At 72.1% G+C, this 23299-nt stretch carries 20 protein-coding genes; 8 read left to right on the top strand and 12 right to left on the bottom strand.

Going from position 1 to position 23299, the window contains the following annotated elements; translation table 11 throughout:
* Positions 1-92: 92 nt before the first annotated feature.
* The gene (glmS, locus tag ACMGFG_RS10935; RefSeq protein ID WP_436930370.1) at positions 93-1901 is read left to right on the top strand and encodes a glutamine--fructose-6-phosphate transaminase (isomerizing); all 1809 of its coding nucleotides are present in this window, start codon (positions 93-95) and stop codon (positions 1899-1901) included.
* 54 nt (positions 1902-1955) lie between these two features.
* On the opposite strand, the gene ACMGFG_RS10930 is transcribed toward glmS, so the two are convergent.
* The 4 genes from ACMGFG_RS10930 to ACMGFG_RS10915 all read right to left on the bottom strand — a co-directional run bounded on the left by ACMGFG_RS10930 (position 1956) and on the right by ACMGFG_RS10915 (position 5740).
* Positions 1956-2228 (bottom strand): hypothetical protein, encoded by a 273-nt coding sequence (locus ACMGFG_RS10930; RefSeq protein ID WP_436930369.1) that lies wholly within the window; start codon positions 2226-2228, stop codon positions 1956-1958.
* Positions 2229-2490: 262 nt separating this feature from the next.
* Positions 2491-3498: a glycosyltransferase family 2 protein gene (locus ACMGFG_RS10925; RefSeq protein WP_436930368.1), complete on the bottom strand. Its 1008-nt coding sequence runs from the start codon at positions 3496-3498 to the stop codon at positions 2491-2493.
* A gap of 176 nt (positions 3499-3674) precedes the next feature.
* A complete protein-coding gene (locus ACMGFG_RS10920) occupies positions 3675-4634 on the bottom strand; it encodes an NAD-dependent epimerase/dehydratase family protein (RefSeq protein ID WP_436930367.1) in 960 nt (319 codons plus the stop codon).
* A 185-nt stretch (positions 4635-4819) separates the two neighbouring features.
* Positions 4820-5740, bottom strand: a complete 921-nt coding sequence (locus tag ACMGFG_RS10915; protein ID WP_436930366.1) for a polysaccharide deacetylase family protein — start codon at positions 5738-5740, stop codon at positions 4820-4822.
* 556 nt (positions 5741-6296) lie between these two features.
* Here ACMGFG_RS10915 and ACMGFG_RS10910 point away from each other — a divergent pair.
* Positions 6297-8090: an asparagine synthetase B family protein gene (locus ACMGFG_RS10910; protein ID WP_436930365.1), complete on the top strand. Its 1794-nt coding sequence runs from the start codon at positions 6297-6299 to the stop codon at positions 8088-8090.
* 106 nt (positions 8091-8196) lie between these two features.
* Here ACMGFG_RS10910 and ACMGFG_RS10905 read toward each other — a convergent pair whose 3' ends face one another.
* The 4 genes from ACMGFG_RS10905 to ACMGFG_RS10890 form a co-directional block, all read right to left on the bottom strand.
* Positions 8197-9300, bottom strand: coding sequence for a DegT/DnrJ/EryC1/StrS family aminotransferase (locus ACMGFG_RS10905; protein ID WP_436930364.1), 1104 nt, complete (start codon positions 9298-9300; stop codon positions 8197-8199).
* Entirely contained in the window at positions 9297-9893 is a 597-nt protein-coding gene (locus tag ACMGFG_RS10900) for an acyltransferase (protein WP_436930363.1), read from the bottom strand. The genes ACMGFG_RS10905 and ACMGFG_RS10900 overlap by 4 nt, the downstream gene beginning before the upstream one ends.
* Positions 9894-10049: 156 nt before the next feature.
* Positions 10050-10529: a DUF7344 domain-containing protein gene (locus ACMGFG_RS10895; RefSeq protein ID WP_436930362.1), complete on the bottom strand. Its 480-nt coding sequence runs from the start codon at positions 10527-10529 to the stop codon at positions 10050-10052.
* A 78-nt stretch (positions 10530-10607) separates the two neighbouring features.
* Entirely contained in the window at positions 10608-11177 is a 570-nt protein-coding gene (locus ACMGFG_RS10890; protein ID WP_436930361.1) for a metal-dependent hydrolase, read from the bottom strand.
* A 336-nt stretch (positions 11178-11513) separates the two neighbouring features.
* On the opposite strand from ACMGFG_RS10890, the gene ACMGFG_RS10885 reads away from it, so the two are divergent.
* The gene (locus tag ACMGFG_RS10885) at positions 11514-11789 is read left to right on the top strand and encodes a winged helix-turn-helix domain-containing protein (RefSeq protein WP_436930360.1); all 276 of its coding nucleotides are present in this window, start codon (positions 11514-11516) and stop codon (positions 11787-11789) included.
* 1041 nt (positions 11790-12830) lie between these two features.
* Here ACMGFG_RS10885 and ACMGFG_RS10880 read toward each other — a convergent pair.
* Positions 12831-13376, bottom strand: a complete 546-nt coding sequence (locus ACMGFG_RS10880) for a DUF7344 domain-containing protein (RefSeq protein ID WP_436930359.1) — start codon at positions 13374-13376, stop codon at positions 12831-12833.
* Positions 13377-13821: 445 nt separating this feature from the next.
* Between ACMGFG_RS10880 and ACMGFG_RS10875 the strand changes: the two genes are divergently transcribed.
* Complete coding sequence (locus ACMGFG_RS10875; RefSeq protein ID WP_436930358.1) at positions 13822-14805, top strand: Gfo/Idh/MocA family protein; 984 nt, start codon at positions 13822-13824, stop codon at positions 14803-14805.
* Positions 14802-16172: a nucleotide sugar dehydrogenase gene (locus tag ACMGFG_RS10870; protein ID WP_436930357.1), complete on the top strand. Its 1371-nt coding sequence runs from the start codon at positions 14802-14804 to the stop codon at positions 16170-16172. Before ACMGFG_RS10875 ends, ACMGFG_RS10870 begins: the two co-directional genes overlap by 4 nt.
* Before the next feature lie 21 nt (positions 16173-16193).
* On the opposite strand, the gene ACMGFG_RS10865 is transcribed toward ACMGFG_RS10870, so the two are convergent.
* The gene (locus ACMGFG_RS10865; protein ID WP_436930356.1) at positions 16194-16520 is read right to left on the bottom strand and encodes a HalOD1 output domain-containing protein; all 327 of its coding nucleotides are present in this window, start codon (positions 16518-16520) and stop codon (positions 16194-16196) included.
* Positions 16521-17230: 710 nt separating this feature from the next.
* Between ACMGFG_RS10865 and ACMGFG_RS10860 the strand changes: the two genes are divergently transcribed.
* On the top strand, positions 17231-17851 hold the full coding sequence (locus tag ACMGFG_RS10860) for a DUF7344 domain-containing protein (RefSeq protein ID WP_436930355.1): 621 nt from the start codon (positions 17231-17233) through the stop codon (positions 17849-17851).
* Positions 17852-18034: 183 nt separating this feature from the next.
* Here ACMGFG_RS10860 and ACMGFG_RS10855 read toward each other — a convergent pair whose 3' ends face one another.
* Together ACMGFG_RS10855 and ACMGFG_RS10850 are read right to left on the bottom strand one after the other, a co-directional pair.
* On the bottom strand, positions 18035-18232 hold the full coding sequence (locus ACMGFG_RS10855) for a DUF7511 domain-containing protein (RefSeq protein ID WP_436930354.1): 198 nt from the start codon (positions 18230-18232) through the stop codon (positions 18035-18037).
* Positions 18233-18402: 170 nt separating this feature from the next.
* Entirely contained in the window at positions 18403-19590 is a 1188-nt protein-coding gene (locus tag ACMGFG_RS10850; protein ID WP_436930353.1) for an alpha-D-ribose 1-methylphosphonate 5-triphosphate diphosphatase, read from the bottom strand.
* 739 nt (positions 19591-20329) lie between these two features.
* Here ACMGFG_RS10850 and rdfA point away from each other — a divergent pair.
* Together rdfA and ACMGFG_RS10840 are read left to right on the top strand one after the other, a co-directional pair.
* Positions 20330-20956: a rod-determining factor RdfA gene (gene rdfA / locus ACMGFG_RS10845; protein ID WP_436930352.1), complete on the top strand. Its 627-nt coding sequence runs from the start codon at positions 20330-20332 to the stop codon at positions 20954-20956.
* A gap of 40 nt (positions 20957-20996) precedes the next feature.
* Positions 20997-23213 (top strand): archaea-specific SMC-related protein, encoded by a 2217-nt coding sequence (locus ACMGFG_RS10840; RefSeq protein ID WP_436930351.1) that lies wholly within the window; start codon positions 20997-20999, stop codon positions 23211-23213.
* The last annotated feature ends 86 nt before the right edge of the window (positions 23214-23299 follow it).

Genomic DNA, 23299 nt, shown 5'->3' with positions numbered 1-23299 from the left:
CGGTTACGCGGAGGCATGGCAGAGTCGCCTGTCGCCCGAACCGACCGGACCGGAACCGACGGAGCAGCGCCGCCCTCGGCGGGGTGGTCCTGATGTGCGGGATCACCGCCGCGGTCGGCGCCGACGACGCGGTGTCGACCCTGTTGACTGGCCTCGAGAACCTCGAATACAGAGGGTACGACTCGGCGGGGGTCGCCGTCGCGAACGGCGCCGGGGTCGAGGTCGTCAAGCGCGAGGGGAAGGTCGAAGAGCTCGCCGACCTGCTCTCGCGCAGCTCGGTCGCCGGCCGCGTCGGGCTCGGACACACCCGCTGGAGCACGCACGGCCCGCCCACGAACGCTAACGCCCACCCTCACACCGACTGCTACGGCGACCTGGCTGTCGTCCACAACGGGATCATCGAGAACCACGGCGAGCTGCGCGACCGCCTCGCCGAGATGGGTCACACCTTCTCCAGCGACACGGACACGGAGGTGGTCCCCCACCTCGTCGAGGCCTACGTCGACGAGGGGGCGAGCGTCGAAACCGCCTTCCGGCAGGCCGTCGACGACCTCTCGGGGAGCTACGCGATCGCCATGGTCCACGAGGACGAGGAGACCGTCTACGCCGCCCGCCAGGGCTCGCCGCTGGTCTTCGGTGTCGGCGAGGACGCCTACTACCTCGCCAGCGACGTGCCCGCGTTCCTGGAGTTCACCGACGACGTGGTGTACCTCGAGGACGGCGACGTGGTCCGGGTCACGCCCGACGGCTACGAGGTCACCGACACCGACGGCCGGGCCGTCGACCGCCCCGTCGAGACGGTCGAGTGGACCTCCGAGGACGTGGAGAAGGGGGCGTTCGACCACTACATGCGCAAGGAGATCGACGAGCAGCCGACGGCCATCGCCCAGGCGGTGCGGGGCCGCGCCGACGGCGACGAGGTGACCTTCGAGTCGCTGTCCGACGGGGCCTTCGCCGACGTGGACCGGGTCCACTTCGTCGCCTGCGGGACCTCCTACCACGCGGCGCTGTACGGCGCGCAACTGCTGCGCGAGCGGGGCGTCCCCGCGCGGGCGTACCTCGCCAGCGAGTACGCGGTGACGGCGCCGCCGACGGAGGACGGGACAGTCCTCGTGGGGGTCACCCAGAGCGGCGAGACCGCCGACACGCTCGCGGCGCTGCGCGAGGGGGCCTCGGAGGGTCTGCGGACGCTCGCAGTCACGAACGTCGTCGGGTCGACGGCAGCCCGCGAGTGCGACGACACCGTCCTGATCCGGGCGGGCCCGGAGATCGGCGTCGCCGCGACGAAGACCTTCTCCTCGCAGGTGGCGACGCTCGGCCTGCTCGCCGAGCGGATCGCGACGGAGACCGGTGGGTCGGGCTCGGCGCCCCCTGGCCTGCCGGCGGCGCTCGAGGACGTGCCCGACGGGGTCGAGACGATCCTGGCCGACTCCTCGGCGAGCGCGCTGGCCGACCGCTACGACGACAGCGACGCGTACTTCTTCATCGGCCGCGGGACGGCCCACCCGGTCGCGCTGGAGGGCGCGCTGAAACTCAAGGAGATCTCCTACGAACACGCCGAGGGGTTCCCCGCCGGCGAACTCAAACACGGGCCGCTCGCGCTCGTGACGCCGTCGACCCCGGTGTTCGCGGTCTGCACCGGGCAACACACCGAGAAACTCGTCGGGAGCATCGAGGAAGTGAGCGCGCGGGGCGCGCCGGTCGTGGCGGTGGCCCCGCGCTCGGAGCGGGCGGTCGCCGAGGCCGCCGACGACGTGCTGTGGGTGCCAGAAACCCATCCCGAGCTCGTCGGCGTCCTGGCGAACGTCCAGCTCCAGCTGCTGTCCTATCACACCGCGACCTTGCTGGACCGACCCGTCGACAAACCGCGCAACCTGGCCAAGAGCGTCACGGTGGAGTGACCCGTCGCTACTCGTCGCGCTGACCGAAGCCGCGAGCCATCGTCGCCCGGCGGCTCATCGCTTGTCCGTCAGGTCACACACCGCACTCTCCGAGGAGACGATAAAGGCGTCGTCCCGCAGCTGCTCTTCTGAATCCGGCAGGAAGATGACCTGGTCCGGGTCGTCGACGACGTTGATCTTCTCCCACGCGACCAGCTCGTAGCCGAGGTTCTCTTCGAGGTCGGGGTCGACCGGCTGGTCGAGCCAGTCGGTCGGGAGGGACCGCTCGCCCCGCGACTTGGTCTGTCCGTCCGTCCACACGTCTGCGTTCTCGTTGTCTTCGGTCATGCTTGCTCCGTGGCTCGTCCCGGTGGCGGCCGCGCCCGCCACGACTCGGGGGTCACACTTGCGGTAGTGCCCACCTACTCGTATAACGCTACTGTCCGTTTGAGATGACTTGTCCGAGAGACGGTTGCGGGTCAACTGCGGGATACGTACCACGTGGTAACACTGAGAACTGCTACCATAGACCGAGGCTACCGGCGCGGAACCGGTGGACCCGCCGAATCAGGCCTCGCTCGCAGCGACCGCTCCGAGCTGTAGGTGTCGCTTACTCCGCTGTCGGGCCGGGGGCGTCGGCGCGTGTCGGCGAGACGACGTTCGTGAGGTGATCGTTCGACCGCCTGTCCAGAACCATCGCGAGGACGAGAAAGAGCAGTCCGAACACGACCGCGGCGACGGCGGGGACGACCGCTCCCCCGAGGAGGGCCAGGAGGCCGGCGCCGACGCCGGTCGCGACGCCGCCGGCCCCGAGCAGGTAACACAGGGCGACCGGGTGGGGGCGGCCGGAGAGGTACTTGGCGCGCAGCCGCCACAGGAAGTTCCGCAGCAGCATGCCCGACACCCGGGGGATGTACGTCGAGTAGTCGATGTGGCTCTCCTCGTCGCCGTAGACGGCGGGGGTCGGCACGTCCACGACGCGCATGTCGGCGACGTTGAGTCGGACGAGCAGGTCGTTGCAGTAGCCGTAGAACTCGTACATCTCGTCGACGCCGGCGGCCTCGATGGCCGCGGCCGAGATGGCGGTGTAGCCGTTCTGGGGGTCGCCGATCTCCCAGTAGCCGCTGGCGATGCGCGTGAGGTAGGTGAGCGTGACGTTGCCGACGTAGCGGAAGGCGGGCATCGAGTCGGCGTGGTCGCCCAGCAGGAGGCGGTTGCCCTTGGCGTAGTCGGCCCGGCCGTCGACGACCGGGTCGATGATGCGCTCGATGATGTCGGGGTCCATCTGGCCGTCGCCGCCCATGACGGTGACGACCTCGACCCCGTCGGCCACCGCGCGCTGGTAGCCGGTCTTGATCGCGCCGCCGACGCCCCTGTTCTCGCTGTGCTGGATCGGGACGACGCGCCGCATGGTCCCGCCGTCGCCGACCAGCTCGGGCGTCGGCGCGTTCTGTCGCTGTGCGTGTTCGCGGATCTCCGCCCAGGTCCCGTCCGTGGAGGCGTCGTCGACGGGGTAGATGCGGTCGACGAACGCCGGGATCGAGTCGATGACGTCGCCGACGAAGCCCGCCTCGTTGTACGCCGGCACGACGACGCCGATTGTCGTGTCCTGATACATGTGCGTGGGTGTCGCCGGTCGGTCCTAGGCGAACCGCGGGTTTTGTTATGGTTCTCATACGGCGCCCGAGGCGGCCGGAACCGGCGGGCGAGCCCCAGGCGGACGCCCGGCCAGTTCGGAACAGTCGGCTGGTCCCTCGGGGGGAGTCGGCTGGCCGGCTCGGAGCAGACGGCCGGTCAGCTCGGGACGGCCGCCCGGTCGACCAGCGTCGCCAGCCCTTCCGAGAAGTCGCAGGTCGGCTCGTACCCCAGCCGACTCCGCGCGCGGCCGAGCGCCGCTCGCCTGTGTGTGACCGCGTCCTCCCGCGGGTCGACGTGGACGACTTCGCTGTCCGAATCGACAAGATCGACGACCCGCTGGGCGACCTCCCCGACGGGGATCCCGGTCCCGGTCCCGACGTTGTAGGCCCGCCCGGTCGCGTCGGTCGTCGCCGCCAGGAGGTTGGCCCGGACCACGTCGTCGACGTGGACGAGATCGCGCGTCCGCGTCCCGTCGCCCTCGACCGGGAGCACGCGCCCCGAGCGCGCACGGTCCAGGAAGGTGCCGACGACCCCGTCGGCCCCGGTCGTGTCGCCGCGGTCGTCCGTCAGGTCCGGCCCGTAGACCTCGAAGTACCGGAGTGCGACCGTCTCCATCCCGTAGCGGTCGGCGAACTGGCGGGTGTACTGGTCGGCGGCCAGTCTGTCGATCCCGTACGGCGACAGGGGCGTCTTCCGGTCGGACTCGCGGACCGGGAGCGTGTCGGGCCGGCCGTACACCGCGGCGTCGGAGGCGGTGACGACGCGGGCGCCCTCGCGTCGGGCCGCGTCGAGGACCTTCACCGTCCCCGACGCCGTCCGGCGGTGGCCCTCGACCGGCGACCGGGCCGACGCGCGGGGGTCGGAGAGCGCCGCCTGGTGGAAGACCACGTCGACACCGCGCATCGCCGGCCCGAGGTCGGTCGGGTCGCGCACGTCGCCCCTGAGAAGGTCCGCGCCATCGGGCACGCGCGCCGGGTCGCCCGTCGAGCAGTCGTCCAGCACAGTGACCTCGCAGCGGTCGGTCAGCGCGGCCGCGAGGTGGCTCCCGACGAAGCCCGCCCCGCCCGTTACGAGGACCGACGCCCCGTCGAGGCCGCTCGCCGGGTCACTCCCCACGCCGGGTCACCCCCGCGCCGTGGATCCGTTCGGTCGACCCGCCGATTCGATACCGTTCCCCGCTGTGCGGGGCCGCGACGCCCGGCCCGCCCGGTCCGTGACTGAGACGCATTGCCCCGTGTCGACGCGCCGTCCGCATAGTTATACGTCGCCTGAACCGGCGGTTATCCACCGCCTTCGCGAGTTCAGTCGTCGGTTCCCGACTCCACCCGCGGGCGGCGCCGGGCCGCGACCTCCGCCATCGTCTCGACGGGGACGGCGTCGCGGCGGTCGTCGATCGCCCGCAGGACCGCCTCGATCCGGTCGACCGCCGCGTCGTCGACCAGGTTGTTCGGGTGCAGCCAGAGGTGGAGCACGCCCTCGCCCTCCGCCGCGGCGTCCAGCCCACGCTCGACGAGTTCGACGACGGGGTCGCCGACGAACCGCTTCGTCGCCCGCAGCGCCAGCCCCTCGAAACTGTAGAGGAACAGCGACGCGGGCAGGTTCACGAGGCCGTTCGCTTCGACCGTCGGCTGGACGAGCGGCGGGCGCCCGTCCCCGAGGGCGACGGTCCGCAGCTTCTCCGGGAGCGACCGCCGCTCGACGGGGCGACGGCCGCGGTAGACATCGAAGCCGTACTCGGGCAGGAGGTCGGCGTGGCCGACGTTGTTCCGCGGGAAGACGAACGACCGGCCGTCGATCCCCCACTCGTCCAGCAGCGCCCGGCTGCGCGCGAGTTCGCCGGCCGCCATCGCGCGGGTCGTCCCCGGCGCGCCGAACTCGACGTGCGCGTACGTGTGACAGCCGATATCGTGGTCGACGGGCGAGTCACGGAGCTCCTCGACGAGCTCGGGGCCTCGCGTCAGGTCCGGCCGGTCGGCCCACTCACCGCGCTCGCGGGCGAACCAGCCGGGGCCGACCGGGTGGTCGGCGTGGCGCCCGTCGCAGTCGTCCTCGAGGAGGTGGGTGACGACCGCCCAGGTCGCCGGCACGTCGTAGGTCTCGCAGAGCCGCCGGAGAGTCCGCCACCCCGACCGGCCGCTCTCGACCCTGTCGCCCGGCGGCTCGTCGTAGTCGACGAACCCCCAGGCCAGCTCCGCGTCCACGGACAGGACTACCGATCCCACGCGTCTCGACTCCCCTTCATGCCCCTCCGGAGGCCCCACACGCTGATTGTAATGGCACGACTACCCCGCCGAACTCCCGTCCGGACCCACCGAGCGCTCGCCGGCGCGACCACTACGCCGACGCACCGATATACCGTTTCAGTATTTATAATAGAAAAAATATACAAGTGAATCTACGATAGTTGACCTCGACTCAGTACCTCCCGGAGATCGCGGTTTTTCGTCTCTAATGGCCCAAATACTGCGATTCCATTCGTGGAGCAGTGGCTGATTCGTTTCACCTGGGGAGCGCCGGTCCGAGCGTAGATACCCGCTGAAAGAGAGTTTAGTGGGTTATATCGGATACTCAGTCCGAATTGCCGATCGAGGCCTGGTAAATATACTAATTCTTATCTTTCGAGTTTCGACACGTGATTCTGATGTTTTACGGAGGCGCCGGAAGTGCGGAGTCGAAGTTCGGTTCCCGGACGCCGGGGACCGGTATCGCGACCGATATCGACGGACGGGGGCGTTCAGGGGCCACATAACAATACCCGGATGCGGTCACGTCGGGGCCATGACGGGACTCATCGGACGGTCGGCCGGCGGCGAACGGCTGGACGAGCTGGCCGGGACGATGGCGAGCGAGGACTGGTACGAACTCGACAGCGTACGGGAGGGAGCGGCGGCCGCCGGCGTGCTCGAACACGGGACCCGGGACCCGGACGCGAACGTCGTCTGGCGGGGCGACGGCCTGCTGGGCGTCGTCTACGGCGTCGTGTCGAACCGCGACCGGCTCGCGCTGTCGTGGGCGGACCTCTTCCGGGGGGTCGCCGACGACTCGCGGGACACCCTCTCCCGGCTCGACGGGCCGTTCGCGCTCGCCTGTATCGACACCCGCGCGGGCGCGGTCCACCTGGCGACCGACAGGGCCGGGACGCGCCCGCTCTACTACGCGGTCGACGACAGAGGGGAGGTCAACGACGACACCGACGCACCCGCGGTCACCTTCGCCTCGGAACTCGGCCCGCTGGTCACCGAGCGGGCGGAGCCGGCGCTCGACGCCCGCGCGGTGAGCGACCTGCTGCTGTTCGGCGGCGTCGTCGGCGAGCGGACGCTCGTCGAGGGGGTCGGGAGCCTCCCGCCGGCGACACGGGTGACCGTCGACGACGGGGTGTCGACCGAGCGCTACTGGGAGCCGGCGTCGCCGGGGCTGGCGCCGTCCGGGTACCCCGACCGGTGGCTCGGCGACTACCGGCGCGCGCTCGCGGACGCCGTGACGACGGCCGGCGACCCCTCGCTGTGGTTCCCCGGCGACGCCGACAGCCGGATCGCAGCGGCGGTGCTGGCCGACCGGTCGCCGCCGGTCCGGACGCTGACCGCGGGGACCCAGTCGAGGGGGGACAGGGAGGCGGCCGCACAGGTCGCCGCGTCGCTCGGGGCGCCGAACACGCAGGCCCACGGCGACCCGGACCACCACCTCGTCGACGCCGTCGCGGACGCGGTGGCGGCGACCGACGCGATGGTCGCGTGGTCGACGGTCGACGCGCTCCCGTACGTGACCGACCGGCTCCACGCGGACGCCGACGTGCTCGTCCACGGCGACGCCGCACTCGACGCGGCGACGTGGGCCGGCGCGGTCGGCGCCGACGATTCGGTCGCCGGCGCGCTCTACGAGAACGAGCGCGTCTGCCCCGCCGACGCGGTGCGGGACCTGCTCGCCGCCGACGTGGATCCGCTGGCCGCCGTCGACGCGCTCGTCGAGACCAGCGTCGACGGCCCGCCCGAGCGGACGGCGGTCGACGCCGCCGCGCGCGTGCGGGCGGCGACCGAACTGCGGGGTCGTGCGGTCCAGCGCGCGCAGGTCGGGACCAGGTCGCTCGCGAGCGGCCCGCTACTGGACACCGCCGCGCGGATGCCCGCCGCCTACCGGGTCGGGACGCGCCCCATCTCGGCGCCGGTCGGCGCGGGCGCCCCACCCATCCGGCGGGCGGTCGTCGAGCGGCTCGACGCCGACCTGGCGGGGCTCCCGGCCGGCCCGGTCGGTGCCGGACCGGCGGACGGGTCCGCGCCCGGGAGCGACGGCTCCGGGGAGGTACCCGACGCGACGCCCGACGTGACGACCGGTGACGCCTACGTCCGCCGGTACGCGACCGACGACCGCTTCCGGCGGTTCGTCGACGACCTCCTCGACGGCGTCGCCGACCGCAACCCGCTCGACGGCGAGGCCGTGGCTGCGCTCCGGGACCGCCTCGCGGCGGGCGAACTGGCGACGTTCACGCCGGTCGCGGCGCTGACGGGGCTGGAACTGTGGGCGCGTCGGCACCTCGACGACGCCGCTACTCGCGAGCGGTCGACGGTCGAGGCCTGAGTCGGCGGTCGAAACCCGAGTCGGCGGTCGGTCGAGGACTGAGAACGGTCGGTCGGCGGTCGGTATCCGAAAGGAAGCGGTCGGTCGCGGTCGGGACTCCTTCTCGCTACTGGGGCTGGTAGAGCGCGAGCGCGTCGGCGATCGCCTCGCGGTCGCCCTCCGAGACGCCGGGGTGGACGGGCAGGGAGACGACCTCGTCGGCGGCGCGCTCGGCGACGGGGAACCGCTCGTCGACGCCGTCGTAGGCCGGCTGTTCGTGGATCGGCGTCGGGTAGTAGACGCCGGTATCGACCCCGTGGTCGTCGAGGTGGGCGACCAGCCGCTCGCGGTCGGGCGTCCGGACGGTGTACTGGTGGAAGGCGTGCTCGACGCCGTCGGGGACCGTCGGCGGGTCGACGGGCGCGTCGGCCAGCGCCCCGGTGAGCGCGGCGGCGTTGTCCCGGCGAGCCCGGACGAACCGCGAGAGGCGCTTGAGCTGGACGCGCCCGATGGCGGCGGCGATGTTGGTCATCCGGAAGTTGTGGCCGAGTTCGACGTGGTCGTACTGGTCGTTCCGGCCGTGGTTGACGAACCGCGCGGCGCGGTCGGCGACCGACTCGTCGTCGGTGACGACCATCCCGCCCTCGCCGGTGGTCATGTTCTTCGTCGGGTAGAACGAGAAGGCGGCGGCGTCGCCCAGCGACCCGACCGGCTCGCCGCGGTAGCGGGCGCCGTGGGCCTGGGCCGCGTCCTCGACGACGGCGGCGTCGTACTCCGCGGCGATCGCCGTCAGCTCCTCCATCGGCGCGGGCAGGCCGTAGAGGTGGACCGGGAGGATGGCGTCCACGTCACCGTTCCGGACCTCAATGGTCTCACGGACGGCCGCGGGGTCGAGGTTGTAGGTCTCGGGCTCGATGTCGGCGAAGACGGGTTCGGCGCCGCAGAAGCGGACGGCGTTGGCGGTCGCGACGAACGAGAACGGCGTCGTGACGACGGTGTCGCCCTCGCCGACCCCGCAGGCGCGCAGGGCGGTGTGCAGCGCCGTCGTCCCGTTCGAGGTGGCGACGCCGTGGTCGACGTGGCAGGCGGTGGCGAACTCCCGCTCGAACGCGCGGACCTCCTCGCCGTCGGCGATCATCCCGCTGTCCAGCACTTCCCCGACCCGTTCGCGCTCCTCGGCGCCCAGGGCGGGCTCGGCGATGGGGATCTGTCGGTGGTCCTCGAGGCTCACAGCTCGTTCCCCCCGTCCAGCTCGTCGGGCAGGGGTTCGTGGCGCACGGGGTTGCCCATCGCCAGCGTCCCGGGCGGCACGTCCTCGGTGACGACCGCGCCGGCGGCGACGAACGACCCCTCGCCGACGGTCACGCCGGGGAGGATCGTCGCGTTCGCGCCGACCGAAACGTCGGATTCGAGGGTGGCTCCGACGAGTTCGCTCGTCTCGCGGACCGGGTACGGGTCGTTCGTGACGACCGCGTGGGGGCCGAGGAACACGTCGTCGCCGACGACGGTCTCCGGCGGGAGGTAGACGCCGGTCTGGCAGCTGACCCGCGACCCGAGGGCCACGTCGCCGTCGAGGACCGCGTGGCTCCCGACGAGAACGTCGTCGCCGACGGTGGTCCCGCCGCGGACCAGCGCGTGGTGGCCGGTCGAGAAGCCGTCGCCGATCTCGACGTCGGTGTAGACGACGGTGCCGCCGCGGACCGTCGCGCCGTCGCCGATGCGGGTCGGTGCGTCGCCCGGGCCCCCGGGCTCGCCGACGACCGCCGTCTCGGCGATCTCGCAGTCGTCGCCGGTCCGGACGGTCGGGAGGTCGTGCTCGCTCATGTGACGGTCGACGGTCGGCACCGTGCGACCTTTGTTATGGAGCGCTTGCGGGGGGCCGTCGTCGCGACACGCTCCCGGGCACCGCGTGGCTGTGGCCGCCGAACGTCGCCAGTCGCCGGTCGCCGCGCGTCGTGCCGGTCGGTCCGTCGGCTCCCGTCACTCCGCGGAGAACTGGTCCATCGCGAGTTCGAGGTACGGGACCGCGACCGCGGTCGCCCCGGTCGGGCGGACGAGCCCCGCCTCGCGGTCGTACTCGACGAGCCCCGCGTCGTCGAGCTTCGGGAGGTTCGAGTGGACGAGCCTGGTCGCGACGCGGTCGCGGAACTCCGCCGTCGAGAGGCCGTCCGGCACCGCCGCCCCGTCGACGACGTTCTCGACGAGCTCCTCGAAGGGGACCGGCCCGTCGGCCCGGTGCAGGTACGCTAGCGCGTAGCGGTTGCCGGGCCGGGCCAGCAACTCGAACAGGTCGTCGACCGAGACGTCGCTCTCGCGGGCGGCGTCACTGTCCCCCCGTTCGGGTGTCGTATCTGGCGCGCCCCCGCCGGACGCCTCACTCTCCCCCCGGGATTCGCTCGGATCGCCGGCTCCCCGGTGGTTGTCACTCGACCGGCTCTCCGGTGGCTGCTCTGACCCCATACTCACTACTTCTCACCCCGCTGTTATATATTCTCGCCCCCTACCACGGGGTTGTCGGCCCGATAGCTGGACGCGCGGTCACCGTGCGCGGTCGGGCCGGGGCGGACGGGGGAGACCCGGCCGCCCGTCGACCGTCCAGACCCACCCCGCGAGGGCCAGCAGGAGGAGCTCGGCGACCAGGTACGCCAGTCCCAGCGGCGTCGCGAGGAAGGCGACGAACTGCTCGACGAGCGCCAGCACGTACGCCGCGGTGTGTGCGGGGCCGTCGCCGGGCGCGGCCCGGAGGGGCCACAGCAGGAACCACAGTTTGGCGTCCCCGCCGAGGACTATCGGGTAGACCACGTCGCCGGGGAGGTGGCTCAGGTAGCCGACGGCGAACGCGAGGGCGGGTCGCTCGCGGCCGACAGCGGCGCCGACCGCCAGGACGGCCAGCGAGAGCGGGACCGCGGTCAGAAGCGAGTGGGCGAGCGTCGTCCCGCCGGGGAGCACGCCGAGCCACCAGCCCAGCGGCTTGTCGACGAGGTCGGGGAACTGCGTCCCGAGGGTGACGGCGGCGGCGGTCGCCCCCGTCGGCGGCTCGCGCCAGACGAACCGCCCGACGACGGCGTAGGCGAGGTAGCCGACGGCGAGGTGTTCCCACGGCCACATGCTATCGCCCGCCGGCCGGTCGGGCGCGGTCGTCCGGCGGGCGCGGGGCGAGCGACACTCTGGGTGAACCGTTCATGCGCGGGGCCGCGCGAGCCAGCGGGATTGTTATGGCGAGGTTACGGCCAGGACTCGCGGATCAGGCCGACCGTTCGAACCGACGGAATCGCAGTACGGAGAGCGAAATTTCTGGAGCGTCGAAACCTCTTTACGTGGTAGCCGACTCGGTGTGAGTACAGCGGAAAGTGGGACACAAGCGGGTCCCGACGGCAATCTCCGCGTGAGTTCCCGGTCACAGACCGGCAGCAGGACGCACCCGTCCGACACTACATCGCAACAATGAGCACAGATTGGGACGACGTCAGCTTCGTCATCAGTTCGCGGTATCGCGTCGCGGTCCTCAAGCGACTCGCAGACGGCCCCTCGACGCCGTCGCAGATCGCCTCCGACGAGGACGTGGGCATCGCACACGTCTCGCGGGCGCTCCAGCGCCTCCGGGAACGGTCGCTCGTGGATCTCCTGGTCTCCGACGACCGCAAGAAAGGCCGCGTCTACGGTCTCACGGAACAGGGCCGCGACGTGTGGGAGAAGATCGAGGCCGAGAACATGGTCTGACACCCCCGCCGCCCGCCGGCCCGCGGCGCAGCTGTCGGCCGCTGACAGGCCGCCGCTCTCCGCCGTCCCGTCCGGAGCGGTCCGTCCCCGTCACATCCGGGGACGCTCGTTCGTCCTGCTGCATCTCCCTCGGTCGTTCGTCCGACCGCCGAGTACGGTCACCTTATTCCCGTCCCGTTCGCACGCTACCGCCCCGTTTCGCGTCCGTGAATCTCTGTGATCGCGACTGGCTTTACAGACATAGGTTTGTAATGGATACCCCGCCGGTAGGGGATCCGTTCGGCGGCGGGCGGGTCGGAATACGGTCCATTCGGAGCCGTTTCGGTGACGGCCCGGTCGACCGTTCGGCGGCGTCGAGCGCGCGCGAACCGCACCGCGTGTCGAGTCCGTGCGTGCTGGATGCGGACACCGTGCGGGTCGGCTCCGCGGTCTCGCGGCGTGGCGACCCGGTGGCTAGCGAGTGCCTGCGGGTCGCGTGCCACGACGCCGTCCGACGGTCACGCGGCGCGAAGTGGCTTTAGGGCCCGGATTACTATCGGTCGATAGGACGGGATCACAGCCGATGACAGAACACCTCTCCGACAGCGACCTGGAGCGGATCGCCCAGTTCGTGGATACGCCGGCCTACGAGCGCGAACCCGAGCAGCTGCTGCCCGAGGACATCGAGGAGGGGTAGCCACCGGCCGTCGCAGCCGGGTCCTCGTCACGTGACCGCCGTCTTCTGCCGGCCTCGTTCCGCTCGACCAGCGGCGCGGCCGGACTGCCGTTCGACCGGCGGCGCGGCCGGACCGACCCCGGCCGGTGCTGTGCCGGCCGACGCACCGGACCGGCGGCTCTGTGCAGGCGTGCGTCGGCCGGTCACCGGCGGCCTTCCCGGTTCGCTGTCGCCGTCGAGGCGCACGTGTGCGCTCGCGAGCGCGGCCCGACCACGACGGAGGTCGGGCCCGGTGGTCACCGACCGTGACGAACAGCGGTTCGGCTCCGGGCGACGACGGACACTGGCCGTCCGCGGCAACTCGGCCGGACGGTGGCTCCCCGAACTCAGGGGTGCCGGCGGAGGTCGTCGGGGACCTGCCGGCGGTTCATGGTCCACACGACGACGTGCGCGCTGACCGTGAGGAGGAAGCCCGAGAAGATGATGACCCCGAGGGTGACCTCGGTCATGTCCGCGAAGATCCACACGTTCAGGTTCGACAGGGCGACCAGGGCGATCCCGAGCAGCGCGAGCGGGAGGTACAGGTACTGCCAGGGCACCTCCCGCTCGCCCGGGTTCAGGTACTGGTCGACGTCGTTGGCCGCCGGCGTCAGCTCGACCTCGCCGGTGTCCTGGTCGTACCGGACCAGCCCGGCGTCCTCGAGTTTGGGGACGTGGGTCTGATACAGCGAGACGTAGACCCGCTTGCGCTGTTGTTTCGTCAGTTCTTCGACAGTCGTGTCGTTCTCCCAGGCCGCCACGTCCTCCGCGAGCTCCGTCAGTTCGACCGGCGCGTCCTCGGTGCGGAGCAGGTAGAGCACGTAGCGGCGTCTGGCGCTACTGAGGATGTCGAAGACGACGTCCTGGGTGAGCGTCTCCTCGTCCGTCGACATCCATCAGCAACCCCCGCGTCGGTCTGTCGGGGTACTGGCACTACTGGCAGCCACCCCATTGTCGTATCTCGACACAACCGGGGAGTTTAGTGGGTCTCACTTTGTTACGAACCGGTTACTTCGACCCCGCCCGCCCGGGTGCCACGGATCGCCCGATGGGGCCGATCTACCGTCCGTTCCGGGGATACCGGGGGCGGCTCGTCCCCCGGGTTGACCCGTATCGACCGGCTACCAGTCAAAGGAAACGCATAACAAAGCCGACGCTCGGCGCTACCCCCGGGTGATTCATGAAGCACGGACGGTCGCCGCCGGCGGTCAGGTCCCCGTTGTGTAATCACGGTCGGAGCGGGTCGAACGACGCCCTCGCGCAGGTCCAGCGGCGGTCGGGGCCGGCCGCGCCGTTCCCGCCGCGTCGCAGCGTCGGCGCCGGGGACGGAGGGCAGTCATGAGCGAGCGGGTCCGCGCCGGCGTCGTCGGCGTCGGGAACATGGGGCGCCACCACGCGCGGGTCTACAGCGAGCTCCCCGGGGTCGAGCTGGTGGGCGTCGCCGACGCCGACCCCGACCGCGCCGCCGAGGTCGCCGCGGAGTTCGACACGACGGCCCGCGACCGCGACGCGCTGCTCGCCCGGGCGGACGCCGTCTCCGTGGCGGTCCCGACGCGGTTCCACGAGGCGGTCGCGCGGGCGGCCATCGACGCCGGGACCGACATCCTCGTCGAGAAACCGTTCGTCACCGACCCCGAGGTGGGCCGGGACATCCTCGCCGACGCACGCGAGGCCGACTGCCTCGTCGGCGTCGGGCACGTCGAGCGGTACAACCCCGCGGTCGTCGCCCTGCGGGACGTGATGGTCGAGGCCGACCCGATCGCCTTCGCCGCCCGCCGCCAGGGGCCGCCGGTCGACCGCGACAGCGTCGACAGCGTCGTCTTCGACCTGATGATCCACGACATCGACGTGATCTGCTCGCTGACCGACGAGCCCGTGACCGACGTGGCGGCAGCCGGCGCGGCCGACGGCGGCCACGTCGTCGCGCAGCTCCAGTTCGCCGACGGCCGCGTCGCGTCGCTGACCGCCAGCCGCGTCACCCAGGAGCGGGTCCGCGACCTGGCGGTGACCGCCGAGGACTGCCACGTCGAGGTCGACTACATCGACCAGTCCGTCGAGATCCACCGCCACTCGCTGCCGGAGTACGTCGCGGCCGACGGCGACGTGCGCTACCGCCACGAGAGCGTCATCGAGCGGCCGACCGTCGAGACGGGCGAGCCGCTGAAAAACGAGCTGTCCTCGTTCGCCGACGCGGTCCGCGAGCGGACCGAGCCGGAGACGACCGGCGAGGACGGCATCCGCGCGGTCGAACTGGCCGAACGGATCGAGGCGGCCATCGCGCGCGACGCCGACGTGACGCCCGCGGAGGTGTCCAGCCCGTGAGCAGCCAGCGCCCCGAACCGACCGCTCTCTACGGTGCTGAGGCCGGCGAATCCGACCAGCGCCGCGCGTTCACCGGGGGATCCGTCCCCGTGGCCGTCTACGGCCTCGGGAAGATGGGACTGCCGCTCGCGGCCGTCTACGCCGACGTGACCGGGGCGGTGACGGGCGTCGACATCGACCCCGAGGTCGCCCGCGCCGTCGACGCCGGCGAGTGCCACGTCGGGGGCGAACCCGGACTCCCGGCGCTCGTCGAGCGGCTGGTCGCCGACGGGTCCCTGTCGGCGACGACCGACGCGGCCGGCGCCGCCGCCGACGCGAGCGTCCACGTTATCATCGTCCCGACGCTCGTCGCGGACGACCGGCCGGACCTGTCGGCGCTGGAGGCGGCTGTCCGGTCGGTCGGCGAGGGGCTCGACCCCGGGGACACCGTGGTCGTCGAGTCGACGGTGCCCCCGCGGACCTGTCGCGACCGCGTGGTCCCGTGGCTCGAGGCCGAGAGCGGCCTCGAACCCGGGGAGTTCGGCCTCGCGTTCTGCCCCGAGCGGACGATGAGCGGCCGCGCGCTCGAGGACATCCGGGGCGCCCACCCGAAGGTCGTCGGCGGCGCCGACGCCGAGAGCCGGCGGGTCGCCGAGCTGGTCTACGGGGAGGTCACAGACGCGGAGATCTACGCGGTGAGCGACCCCACGACGGCGGAGTGCGTGAAGGTGTTCGAGGGGCTGTACCGCGACGTGAACATCGCGCTGGCGAACGAACTGGCGACGCTGGCGGGGGAGTTCGGGGTAGACGTGCCCGAGGCCATCGGGGTGGCCAACACCCAGCCGTTCTGTGACATCCACGACCCCGGGCCGGGCGTCGGCGGCCACTGCATCCCCTACTACCCGTACTTCGTCATCTCCGAGGTCGACGGGGCGACGCCGCTGCTGGAGACGGCCCGCGGCGTCAACGAGTCCATGCCGGAGTACACCGTCGAGCGGTCGGCCGACGCGCTGGCCGCCGAGGGGCGGAACCTGGCCGGGGCCACCGCGGCGGTGTTCGGGCTTACCTACCGCCCGGGCGTCGACGAGACGCGCGCCTCCCCGGGGGTCGACGTGGCCGAGCTGCTGGCAGACCGCGCGGAGACGGTGTACGCGGTCGACCCGGTCTGTACGGACTCGCCGCCGGCGGGCGTCGAGCGCGTCGGGCTGGACGACATCGGCGCGCGGGAGCTCGACCTGGCGGTGATCGCCACGGCCCACGAGGCCTTCGAGTCGGTGCCCTGGGCGGCGTTCGACGACCTGGTCGTCCTCGACGGTCGGCGGCAACTGGACCCCGAAACCGTCCCGCACCCGGTCGCCCGGCTGGGCGACGGGTCGGCGGAGAACTAGCGCGGGTCGGGCGGCGGACGATTATCGCGGCCCGGTCTGCCTGACGAGGATATCCCCGTTGGACTGTACCGTGACCTCGTGGGCGTCGAGTTCGAACACGACGCGCCCGGCGAGCTCGCCGGTCTCGCGGTCCGTGAACAGCCGGTCGAGCGCGTCCGGGTCGACGGCGTCGTACAGCGTCTCCTCCATCTCGGTCGGCGCGACGCCCTTCGCCTCGGCGACCGCCTCGACCACGGCGATACTCAGGTCCGTCCCGGCCGGCCTGTCGGCGGCCCTGGAGTGGACCACGCTGGCACCCCCTTCCGGAGCGGTCGCGCCGCCCTCTCTGTCGGTGGTTCGTTCCGCCATCCTCACCCCTCCCTGCGTCGTCCAGCAGTCGTTTCGGACACCATTCCAGTACTGCCCTGAATCTTCGGCCCCTTCACAAAGAATCTTCGGGATCAGGGCGCTTCGACCCGGGCGACGCCGTCACCCGCGGACCCACGCGTCGGTTCCGTCCGGACGGGGCCGCCGAAAAATGGTCGCGTACCGGACAGAAAATCGCGCCCGGAGCCGCGACCGGGGTAAGCGGGGGGGACGCAGGGCGTAACCCCTCCCGAACGACGGCGGGCCGGCCGGTCCCCGGCGCTCACCCTCGCACGCTCGAACGGTTCCGATTCATCAGTCTCACGCGCTGAGACACGCGGAAACCACCCCCTTACGATACGAACGAGACCCATACCGTCGCCGGTTCGTTCGTAATCCCCTCCGTACTCGCGGGGCCCCGTGACCGACCGGAGTAATCGCCGCGTTATGCGCCCGCTGCTGATTGTTCAATCAAGAAAGATTAAGTGGGCGTACGCCATCACGCACACACGGCGCAACGCACTCTGTGGAGGGGTCTCCAGCGCCGGGGGTACGGACACATGAACGCCGACATATCCCACGGAATCACGAATCGAACGCGAACTGCCACGGACACGCGCCGGCGGGCGACTCATGAGTGACCGCTCACGAGCGCCCGTCGCCCGGGGCGTGTCCGGGGACCGGAGACGCGGGTATCGGGAGGTGAACGCCTGATGGCGTCGTCGTCACAGCGCGCGAGCGAAGGCGACCTCCTCTCCGAGGAGGCCGACGACCCCGAGCCGGAGGCGGTCGACGAGACCGAATCCGTCCCGGAGGAGGAGGCCGACTCCGAGGCGGTCGCCGACCTGCCGCTCGACCACGTCTTCGAGATCCTCAAGAACGAACGGCGCCGCACGGTGCTCCACTACCTGCAGGAACACGGGGGGACTGTCTCGCTGGGGGAGCTCGCGGAGCACGTCGCCGCCGTCGAGAACGGCACGACCGTCGCACAGGTGACGTCCAACGAGCGCAAGTGCGTGTACGTCGGACTCTACCAGTGCCACCTGCCGAAGATGGACGACATGGACATCGTCGAGTTCAACCAGAACCGCGGCCGGATCTCGCTGGGCCCCAACGCGGTCCAGCTGTACGAGTACCTGGAGGAGTCCGACGGCACCGACCGTCCGTGGCCGCTCTACTACGGGTCGCTCACGGGCGCCGGCGTCCTCGGGCTGGTCGCGAGCCAGCTCGGCGCCGCCGCCGTCGGCCTGACGCCGACCGTCGTCGCGACGGTCGCGCTCCTCGGGATCGCCGGCGTCGCCGCCGCACAGACGCTCGACCACCGCGACGACTGAGTCGCGTCCATCTTCTCCGTTCTTTCGCGCCGACAAGCGACGGCTCTCCGAGCGAGTCGTCGGTCGCGCGGCCGTGAGAAGTCGGATCGACGGTCGACAGCGGCGGCTATCGGTCGAGTCCGCCGGACACGCGTCGAAAAACGGGACCGGTTCGGACCGGGTCGGCGGGCCGGCGAGCCGGTCCTAGCGGACCGCGTCCAGTTCGACGAACGCGGGCGCGGTCGCCGAGATCCAGGTCGCCATGCGCGTGTGTTCGTCGACTCCCCTCGGGTAGATGGTGCACTCGTCGGGGGCGTCCTCGTAGCGCTCGACGACCGCACGCAGCTCCCGGGTCGGCGCCTCGGGCTCGCCCTGACTCCGCGGCGTCGTGTCCGTCGACATATCGTCCCGGACGGCTCCCCGACCTATTGTAATTGGTCGTCTACAGGGGCGGAAAATCCCGTATAGAGAAGTTAAAACCGCAGAAATGTCGGAAACGGTCGCAACCGTCACGTTCGGTGACGGGTCGGCGCTCGCGGCGGTCTCCCCCGCAGGATAGACCGCCCGAACGGCTACCGCCCGCAGCGGTAGACCTCCCGGCCGGCGACGACGGCGCGGGTCACCGTCGGCGTCGGGTCGGGGTCGACGACGACCAGGTCGGCGCGGGCGCCGGGCGCGAGTCGCCCGCGGTCGTCGAGGCCGGCGACGCGGGCGGGCTCGCTGGTCACGCGGGCGACGCGGCGGGCGAGCGGCTCGCCGGTGTCGACGAACACCGAGGCCAGCAGGGCCTGGGGGCGGTAGTCCGAACACAGCAGGTCGACGACGCCGGCGTCGACGGCCTCGCGCGCGTCGAGGTTGCCCCAGAGGCTCCCGCCGCGGACGAGGTTCGGCGCGCCCATCGCGGTCGCGGCGCCGCGCTCGTGCGCACGGCGGGCGGCCGCGAGCGAGACGGGGTACTCGCACAGATCGACGCCGTGCTCGACGGCGTGGTCGACGGCCGCGGGGTCCGCGTCGTCGTGGGAGGCGACCAGTACGTCCGCCGCCGACAGCTCCTCGGCCAGGTCCGCGACCCGCTCGCGGACGGTCGTCTCGGGGACGCCCCGTCGCTCGCGTCCGGCGCGGGCGGCCTCGTCGGCGGCGGCCCCGCGCCCGTCGGCGTAGCGGCTGGCGAACGCCTCCTCGTCCTCGAACTGGCCGCGGCCGGGCGCGTGGGCCATCAGCGACGCGATATCGACGACCGGCCGCTCGACGAGGTCGCCGACCGCCGCGACGGAGGCGGGGTCGGTGAGCTCGCAGCGGGCGTGGACGCGGTGGTCGGCCACCAGGTCCGCGCCCGCGGCGACGGCCTCCAGGAGCTCGGTCGCCCCCTCGATCGACCTGTTCTTCTCCGGGGCGTCCTCGAAGGCGATGGCGTCGAACTTGGTGGTCACGCCCGCGGCCAGCGCCAGCCGGTCGGCCGTCGCCAGCGCGGTCGCCGCGTCGACGCGCTCGCCCGACCGCGGGAAGCGGTAGCGCTCGACCTCGTCGCCGTGCAGGTCGACCAGCCCCGGGAGAACGACCCGGCCGCCGGCGTCGATCCGCCGTTCGGCCGCGCTCCCGGCGCCGTCGGTTCCCCGGTCGTCGGCGCCGTCGGGGGGATCGGTCGGTTCGACCGCGGTGATCCGCTCGCCCTCGACGACGACGCGGCCGCCGTCGAGCGTGCTGTCGGGCGTGACGACGGTCCCGCCCTCGACGACGAGTCGCTCGGTCCGTTCGCTCATTGCCAGTCCGTCAGGGCGGCGGACCGGATAGTAATGGGTCGGCTACGCCGGCGGCGCCAAAGAATGGAGCGGGGAATCAGGCGAGGGCCCGCGGGCGTCCGGGACGGGCACCGGGCCCGCGGGCGTCCGCGCGGCGAATCGGCGGTGGCAGGGTCTTCCCCCGACCCCCACGTGGCGGCAGCGACGGATCACACTTGGTTATACTCCCCATACGACCGGTTTCGGGTCCGATACGGTCGACACCGTCGGCATCTCGACCGCCCCCACCACCCGAACGGAGCGGCGGCGCTCGCCCCGTGCGGTTCGGCGGTCGGCCGCGGGCGCGGGGAAGCAGGTCGTTCCTCGGTCGAGGGTCGAACTCGCCGGTTACCGGCCGTCTCGGGCGGTTACCCGGTGCGTACCGCCGTGAACGATTGGACCCGTTTAACAGTCTCACACCCCACTCTCCGGTTGCCGTCGACCCATCGACCGGCACCACCTGACACGCCCGAACCCCTGTGCATCGCCGACGCGGCTCCCGTTCCCGTCGGCTTCCAGCCCACCGGTCGGCCGCTCCTTCGGTGTGGTGCCCCCGCCCGGGGCGCTACGCGGGAAGACGGCTTCGTCTACCAGCGGTCCGCGGCGCGCCGCCGGCTACCCAGCCCGTGACCCGAGGGCCGGCGGCACGCCCGGTGTGACCGCGTTACGAGTATTCTCCGACCACCGACAGGTATACGGTCCCGGCCGACGAGGGCCGCCCATGGGTTCGGAGGACGCGGTCGAGGGTCGGCGGTCCAAAGTCGAACGGCTGGTCGCGGCGTACGGGCTCGACGGGATGGGCGACGAGCTCGTCGACAGCTGGACGGGCCCGGAGGGGTCGCGGACGAGTCTCAGGGACCTGGCCGACGAGTTCAACAGGGCGCTCCTGCGGGCGGCGCTGCGGCGGGCCGGCCGCAACCCGACCGAACACGCGGTCGCCGAGGCCTACGAGACGCTGGCCGACGACGACGCGAGCGAGGGGCGCAAGGCCGAGTTGCGCAACGACCTCTCGCGGGCCGGCGTCGACGTGGACGCGCTCCGCGACGACTTCGTCTCCCACCAGGCGGTCCACACCTACCTCACGGAGGTCAGGGACGCGACCCCGCCGGAGTCGACGACCGACCCGGTCGCGACCGACGTGGAGACGCTCCAGCGGCTCGTCGGGCGGACGACCACCGTCGCGCAGGGCACGCTCGCCCGCCACCGCGACGCCGACCGCGTGACCCTCGGGGAGTTCGACGTGTTCCTCGACCTGCGCGTGCTCTGTCACGACTGCGGCGCCGACCGGGACGCGGTCTCGCTGCTCCGCGACGGGGGCTGTGCGTGCGACGACGACCGCGCTCGGTGACACACGAACGCATTTAGGGCCGCCGCTCCCGGGGTCGAACATGGACGGTGGGGCGGACGACTCGGACGACGCTGACCTCGACGGTGCCGACCCCGACGGCGCCGCCTTCGACAGCGGCGGCCCCGGCGCCCGGGAGTCGGCCGGGGGGAACGACGCGGACTGCGACGGTCCGGCGGACGACCCGGCGAACGAGGAACTGGTCGACCGCGACGGCTCGGCGACCGGCGACGGCCCAGGGGACGACCCAGGGGCAGGGACCGCGACGGTCTCGGTGAGGAACGTCGGTGGCATCCGCGAGACGACGGTCGCACTCGACCGCGGCGTGACGGTGCTGGCCGGGCGCAACGCGACGAACAGGACATCGTTCCTCCGGGCGGTCCGGGCGGTGCTGGGCGGCGACGCGACACCGCTGCGACGCGGGGCCGACACGGGGAGCGTCGAGCTGTCGCTCGGCGGGGAGACCTACACCAGACACCTCGAACGGACGGACGGCGGCGTGGTCGCGTCGGGCGACCCGTACCTCGACGACCCGGTGCCGGCGGAGACCTACGCCGTCCTGCTCGAGGACAACGACGCCCGTCGGGCGGTCAGGGCCGGCGGCGACCTCGCCGACGTGGTCATGCGGCCGGTCGACACCGACGCGGTCGAGGCGGAGATCGAGCGGCTGACCGCCGAGAAGCGGCGGGTCGACGAGGAGCTGCGCGAGCTGGACGGCGTCGACGACGAGCGGGCGGAGCTCGCGGGCGAGCGGCGCCGCCTCGAGGGGGAGATCGACGAGCTCGAATCGGAGCTCGCCGACCTGGAGGACCGGATCGAGGCGGCCGACGCATCGCTGGCGGACGGCATCGAGCGCGACGAGCGCCTGGAGGCGCGGCTCGACGAGCTGCGCGAGGCGCGGACGGAGCTCGAGTCGGTGATCGAGGACCTGAACGCCGAGCGGGACACGCTCGCGGCGGTCGAGCGCGAGCGCGACGAGATCGAGGCGGACCTCGCGGGGGTGTCGCCGGTCGACGAGGCCGAGATCGAGGCCCTCGCAGAGGACGTGGGCGCGCTGCGCGAGCGCAAGCGCCGGCTCGACGGCGACGTGAGCGCCCTCCAGGGGATCGTCCGGTTCAACGAGCAACAGCTCGAGGAGGGCCGCCTCGACGAACTCGCCGGGGTCGACCGGGACGAACTGGCACAGGGCGGGGAGCCCCGGGACGGGGACGGAGGCGAGGGGAGCGGCGGTCAGGTCGACGACTCAGTCGGGAGCCCTGTGGAGGGCGACGAGGAGGGACACCTGACCGACCAGCTGTCCGGGGCCGAGCGGGTCACCTGCTGGACGTGCGGGTCGACGGTCGACCGGGCGGCGATCGAGGGGACGCTCGACCGGTTGCGCGACCTCAGGGAGCGGACGCTCGCGCGGCGGCGCGACCTCACCGAGCGGATCGACAGGCTCGACGCCCGCCGCGAGCGCCTGGAGGAGCGGCGGTCGCGGCGGGCGGACCTGCGCACCGAACGCGACCGCGTCGAGTCGGAACTCCAGCGCCGCGAGGGTCGGATCGGCGACCTCGAACGGCGCCGCCGGGAGCTCAACGAGCGCGTCCAGGAGCTGGAGGCGGCGGTCGAGGACCTGCGGACCGACGACTACGCGGACCTGCTCGACCTCCACCGGCGGGCCAACGAGCGCCAGGTCGAACTCGAACAGCGGCGGTCGGACCTGGCGGCCGTCGAGTCCGAGCTGGCCGCCCTCGACGAGTGCCGCGAGGAGCGCGACCGCCTCGAGGCACGCCGCGAGGAGCTGCAGTCCGACCTCGTCGAGTGCCGGACGCGGCTCGACCGGACGGCGGCCGAGGCGGTCGAGACGTTCAACGAGCACGCCGACGCCCTCGTCGACGCGCTCGATTACGGGAACGTCGCCCGCGTGCGCCTGACGCGGACGACCGGCACCGACCGGTCGGGCGCCGACGTGGGAACCTTCGAGCTCCGCGTCGTCCGCGACGGGGAGGCTGGCGGCTTCGAAGACTCGCCGGCCAACCTGAGCGAGAGCGAGCGGGAGGTGGTCGGGCTGGTCCTGGCGCTGGCCGGCTACCTCGTCCACGACGTCCACCGGCAGTGTCCGTTCCTCCTGCTGGACTCGCTGGAGGCCATCGACGCCGAGCGGATCGCCGACCTGGTCGACTACTTCGCCGACTACGCCGACTACCTCGTCGTCGCGCTGCTGGAGGAGGACGCGGCCGCCGTCGAGACGGCCCACGACCGCGTCACGGGGATCTAGACGGCCCGTCCCACGGTGGTCGATAGGCTTCGTCGTCCGTGTGTCCGCTGGAGTCGGCCCCACGCGCCCGCTGGGATCAGTGAGAG

Source organism: Halosimplex halobium (genome assembly GCF_051414055.1).
Classification (GTDB): Archaea; Halobacteriota; Halobacteria; order Halobacteriales; family Haloarculaceae; genus Halosimplex; species Halosimplex halobium.
Note: the sequence above shows the minus strand (reverse complement) of the source record. Positions and strands in the feature narration are given on the sequence as shown.